5 protein-coding genes are annotated in these 4,982 nt (G+C 43.3%); 1 reads left to right on the top strand and 4 read right to left on the bottom strand.

The window, feature by feature from the left end; translation table 11 throughout:
• The 3 genes from OEX01_09270 to OEX01_09260 all read right to left on the bottom strand — a co-directional run.
• A partial coding sequence (locus OEX01_09270; protein MDH5449171.1) for an MFS transporter occupies positions 1-578 on the bottom strand: 578 nt, incomplete at its 3' end.
• A 451-nt stretch (positions 579-1,029) separates the two neighbouring features.
• Positions 1,030-2,109, bottom strand: a complete 1,080-nt coding sequence (locus tag OEX01_09265; protein MDH5449170.1) for an SPFH domain-containing protein — start codon at positions 2,107-2,109, stop codon at positions 1,030-1,032.
• Positions 2,110-2,122: 13 nt separating this feature from the next.
• Positions 2,123-2,656: a hypothetical protein gene (locus tag OEX01_09260; protein ID MDH5449169.1), complete on the bottom strand. Its 534-nt coding sequence runs from the start codon at positions 2,654-2,656 to the stop codon at positions 2,123-2,125.
• 148 nt (positions 2,657-2,804) lie between these two features.
• Here OEX01_09260 and OEX01_09255 point away from each other — a divergent pair, with 148 nt between their 5' ends.
• Entirely contained in the window at positions 2,805-3,380 is a 576-nt protein-coding gene (locus tag OEX01_09255) for a hypothetical protein (protein ID MDH5449168.1), read from the top strand.
• Positions 3,381-3,566: 186 nt separating this feature from the next.
• Here OEX01_09255 and OEX01_09250 read toward each other — a convergent pair.
• A partial coding sequence (locus OEX01_09250; protein MDH5449167.1) for an ATP-binding protein occupies positions 3,567-4,982 on the bottom strand: 1,416 nt, incomplete at its 5' end.

The raw sequence follows: 4,982 nt of genomic DNA, 5'->3' as shown, positions 1-4,982 counted from the left end.
GCGGCGCTTGCAAGCATAATCCCAGATGCGAAGAAAAATAATATGCCATTTTTGAACCCTCCAGCTTCGCCGCCCCAATCATATAACAAGCCTGAGACAGTGATCCCTAATATTCGCCCAACGCCGCCAACGCTTGAGATTACACTCATTAGTTTCCCCCTTTCTTGAGACGTGGTAAGATCTGAAATAAGAGCGCTCCATCCCAGATTGCTCATTGACCAAAAGAACTCGAGAAGTGAAAGCCCCACAATGATACTGTACGCCGCAGCAATTGAGCCATTTGTGTTTAGCAAATGAATATGGAAAAAGTATAATAAGATGTAACCAAAAGCTGCGATTGTTTCTCCGACAACTATCAAACTCTGACGCGCTTGGTATTTGTCGGAGATCTTGCCCCACACGAATGTTTGCGAGACGCTGTTGGTTATCATAGTGAGGCTTGCAAGTAGCGTCGTTGCCGTTACCGAGAGTTTAAGATTCTCCAACAAATAGATAGACAAGAAAGTGTAAAATAAGCCTCGTCTCGCCATCACCATGAACTGAAAACTTGAGAGCCCAAGCATTATTTTCTTGTTCAAAGCAACCAACCAAGAATGAAAAATCTCCTTTATTCACTTTTTGGGTATGCTTGCAACTTAGTTAGAATCTTTAAAATAGCTTTAAACGGGTCCAACACGAATTTTCAATATGTCTGCTCTTTAGCTGGCTTGATAAGTGCCTAACGCTAACACTGGAACAGTTTTCTCAGCCGGAATAGGCCTAGCTCTGGGTTTAACGATGGCTAACTACATGCTCCCAATCACGAAGTCTTCCCATAAGATAGTAAAAACAAGTAAGCCCTTGCCAAAATGTGGAAACAAGAATCCCATCGAAAACAGATTTTGTAGTGAGCGCGGTCAACCTCTTTATCCTCCGCCTCAGGTAAGGTGTTCAAAATGAGGTGTGATTATGGCAGCTAACATGAACTTTTCTGGAGCATGTGGCTCGTTGCTTCAGAAGTAGAAAAAAGAAGCGAAAAATAAGGCATGACTATTTTGAAAGTTTTTCTCCACAGTCCCCACAGAATTTTGTTCCTGCAGGATTCTTTGTTTTACATTTTGGGCATTCAATTTCTTCTGGCTTCAAAGGGGAACCACAGTTTCCGCAGAACTTCATCGTTGCTGGCATCTCTTTTTTACATTTTGGGCACTTCACTTTGGCCACTGGAGCGAGACTCGCTCCGCAGTTTCCGCAGAACTTAGTTCCAACAGGATTCTGAGCTCCGCAGCTTTGGCAAACTATCAGTTTTTGTGGGGCTGCAGGGGCTTGAGACGGCTGCATCGTTTTTGCCATTGTCGTTCCCATAGCCAATCCAAGTCCCGCTCCGACCCCTGCGGCAGCGGCTCCACCTCCTCCTCCAGGCGGAAGCTCCGCAGTTGTCTCTTTCATATACTGCATAGCCATAGCTTGCTGTCCCATGCCTGAAGCAAATCGCCTCGCTTCTTCGGGGATTTTAACGCCCTCGAAGACTGTATCTATTACTTTAAGGCCTATCCGTGCGGCTTCATCTCTGATTATCAAAGCGACTTTATCGGTGGTCTCATCTACGTTTTTGACTAAGTTGAAGATGTCGAAGCTTGCAAATTCATCTATAACCCGCTCATTTATGAAGCCGCGGATATAATTTTCAACGTCATTAGACGTACTGGCTCCTCGGTTTCCGAAAAACTCCACTACGAATAGCTTCGGGTCCTCCACCTTATAAAGCAGATAACCATAGAAACCGATCTCTGCTTGATATTGTATGGATCCGCTGGGGGCTGAATAGGCTGTTCCGCCAAAGTTTCCTCTGAATTGGCTGTTACTCACAAATACTACTTCGCATTCGAAGATGTCACCGATTATTTTTAGGGCCTTTAAGACTCCTGTTAGGAGTGGAATGTTTTTGCTCGTTATCGTATGTCTTCCAGGGCCGAAAATATCATAGGCTTTTCCGTCGCGGAAGAAAATGGCCCATTGATTTTCCTTAACAACAACTTGACTTCCGTATTTTAAGGAGAGTTTAGGAAATCTATAAGCTATGTCCTCAGGGCCTCCGAAATCCCAAGACACTTTTTCAACAATTGGCATTTTTTCTCCCACTCTAAATTTCTAACGGTCTGAATTGTTTTTCTCTTTCATGCCATTCATTCTCAAAGCCGAGTAATAAGGCTTTTATTTTCTTTACTTCAGCAGGTATATTAGTCCAGTTTTCAGCTTCAGCTTCGCTATAAGTTTTGTTTACGGCTTCCTTCATGTTTTCGACATCACTGCCTAATGTTTGGTCGTAGTTGAAAACTCGAGCAAGTTCTTTTTCTCTTACGTGTCCTTTTCTATCCATGAGACCAGCGTAGCCGTAGTCTGCGTGTCTCACTTTTTCCATGACACGGTCCAATACTTGGATAACTTTTTTGAAGTCACCGCTTGAAGCGGTATGCCCTGCATTTAAGGCTGCTAAGTAAGCGTCTTCCCATACGTGGCGCATATCACGGAAGTCTTGATAATATAGATCTCGGAGCTTCTTGTCCAGTTCTCTTAAATCTTCTTTCGTTCCGTATCCTAACGTAAGGACATTTTGAATTTTAGAGAGGACGCCTTGCTTATCTTTAACCTTCTCGATCGTTTCCCGTTCTGCCATTCGCCAATCCTCTTTTTGTTGTACGATTAATCCGATTTAAATGATACCTAAATAATATATATAAAAGATTCTGACTGTTCCATCAGAAATTATAAATACTGATGCCATTCTTCAAAATAATGGCAAACCTGCAAAGAGATTGTGATGTATGGGCTTTTTAGATAGACTCAAAAAACCAAAAGCTGGCGTTTCGTTGGCAATTCCTAAAAGCACTGTCGAACTGGGGGAAGATTTGAAGGGAGCAATTACCGTGTCATGCCAAGACGAATTTGACGCAAACGAGGTAAGAGCCGAACTTCGATGCGTCGAGAAAAGAAGACGAGAAAAATGGGTGTACGACGAGGAGCGGCGACGCAAGGTGCGTCGCGTCTACTGGGATATAGCTACGTTGCATTCTGCTGATCCGGAGGCAAGTAACAAACTGCACATGCTACCAGGCTTCAAGAAAACATTTCCTTTCAACGTTAACATTCCTGCTGGTGGACGAGAGTCCTTTGACGGCTTGGATGCAAGCGTTCACTGGTCTATTAAAGGAGTAGTAGCTATCAAAGGTCGCCCTGACGTCACCAGCGAAACAATAGAACTCCAAGTGATTCGACCAGCAACAACACCAACAGCTGTGAAAGAAAAAGAAGTTGCCATGATACCATGTAAGTACTGTGAAAGTCTGATGCCTGAAACAGCGACAGAATGCCCAAATTGTGGCGCTCCACGAAAAGCTTGAGAGCAACATCGAACATACCCATGAACATTAAAAAAACGTAACATAAGGCGGACACTAGCAAAAAACCAAGCCCTATTTGGCTCCTAATAAGATGGTCTAGCCTATGCGTCGAGAATAGACAGACAAAAAAACACAAACAACCAACCAGACCATCTACGCTCTATTAAAAACATTAACAGAGTAGTTTTACTTAGAGAAGAACAGCCGTGTTTGCCCCATCACATGCACATCCAACTTTCTAACCTTGGCAACAATCGGAAAATCATTCACAACTTTCCCCAAAACGAGACAGTAATGGGGCGGCAGGTCTCGAGCAACAGACTTTACAGTTTCGGCATCCACCTTAGACGCCCTTGAAACAGTTTCCAAATCATGTTCATTAGTGAAGTTAAAGAGAAACAAGTTATCAGCCTGACGATAAATGTTCTCTCGAATAGTGTCCGGCTGATTTGTAATGAAAGTGGTGAACACCCCGAAATGCCGCATCCGGGTAACTACATCATCCCAATAAGTCTCTCTGAGATACAAATGCGCCTCTTCAGCGAACAAAAAAACAGCCCGCAGTTTGCAATTCGTCAGCAACTCAACGAGTTTACCAAGCACATACTCCACCACAATAAGCCTATCTATAGTTGAAGAATCACGAAGATTTATCACAACTGCACCACCAACCCTAGCTTTGAAAAGTGAATCCTCCAATGAGATTGCCTGCGCTGGACTGTCAGTAAACAAACCAGTACTTAACAACGTATAATACCGGGAAAACAAGGCGTCACGCACATGTTGATTACACTTCCAATTTCTTATTGCCTCACCCAACTCATGCATCGTCAAAGCATCTTTCTGCTCAAGAAAACGCCATATACGCCTGAACTCTCTTGCAGATGTCCCTGGCAACTGAAGCGCATTTACGAGAACATTAAGCATCACACGGAGTTTCAACTGCGCCAAAGTTACTTTAAGATTTCGTCCGGGCGCCAAAACATGAATCTTCCCATAAAACTCGTTCGATTTTCCATCAACATTTTTGCCAAGACCCACGTATTCGCCGTTAAGATCAAGAACTACAACTGGAGCGCCGTGACTTACCAGGCTGAGAGTTAACAACTTAGACATGTGAGATTTGCCAGTTCCTTTTTTACCAGTTATAATGTTGAGACCACCGTCTAAAGCCCGCACATCAACGTGAAGTTGCTTCTTTTCCGTCGTTTCGCCCAAGTGCATTGGGTATCCCCCATCGATTTCTGCTTGAGCAAACAGTCTTTCAACAGGAAGTTTCTTGACGATTGCTCGAGAACGAGAAGGAAGCCAAGAATTTGTAGAGATCAGTTCACCATTGTTATTTGTGGCTCGAATTTTGCAGATTAACAAACGTGCATCTTGAATATACGCAATGTGAGTAGCCACTTCAAAGGGATCTAAATCCTCCCCTTGCACATAAGAATCACCATTATAGTTTCGAAGCAATTCTTCCAAAATGCCAGGGATGTTAGCGTATTGTATATCTATGACTTGAACGATTAAGCCTTTTCCAGCCTTGAAATCCTCAATAGTTAAGTAGTCGCCTTTCCCCACTTCTTCATTTGGAAAACTAATAATTTG

The organism is Candidatus Bathyarchaeota archaeon, assembly GCA_029882535.1.
Lineage (GTDB): Archaea > Thermoproteota > Bathyarchaeia > Bathyarchaeales > SOJC01 > JAOUKM01.
Note: the sequence above shows the minus strand (reverse complement) of the source record. Positions and strands in the feature narration are given on the sequence as shown.

What these genes read in the sequence shown, in the direction of transcription:
- OEX01_09260 (MDH5449169.1), bottom strand. Translation starts at nt 2,656, where the DNA reads ATGGCAGAACGGGAAACGATCGAGAAGGTTAAAGATAAGCAAGGCGTC.
- OEX01_09255 (MDH5449168.1), top strand. Translation starts at nt 2,805, where the DNA reads ATGGGCTTTTTAGATAGACTCAAAAAACCAAAAGCTGGCGTTTCGTTG.
- OEX01_09265 (MDH5449170.1), bottom strand. Translation starts at nt 2,109, where the DNA reads ATGCCAATTGTTGAAAAAGTGTCTTGGGATTTCGGAGGCCCTGAGGAC.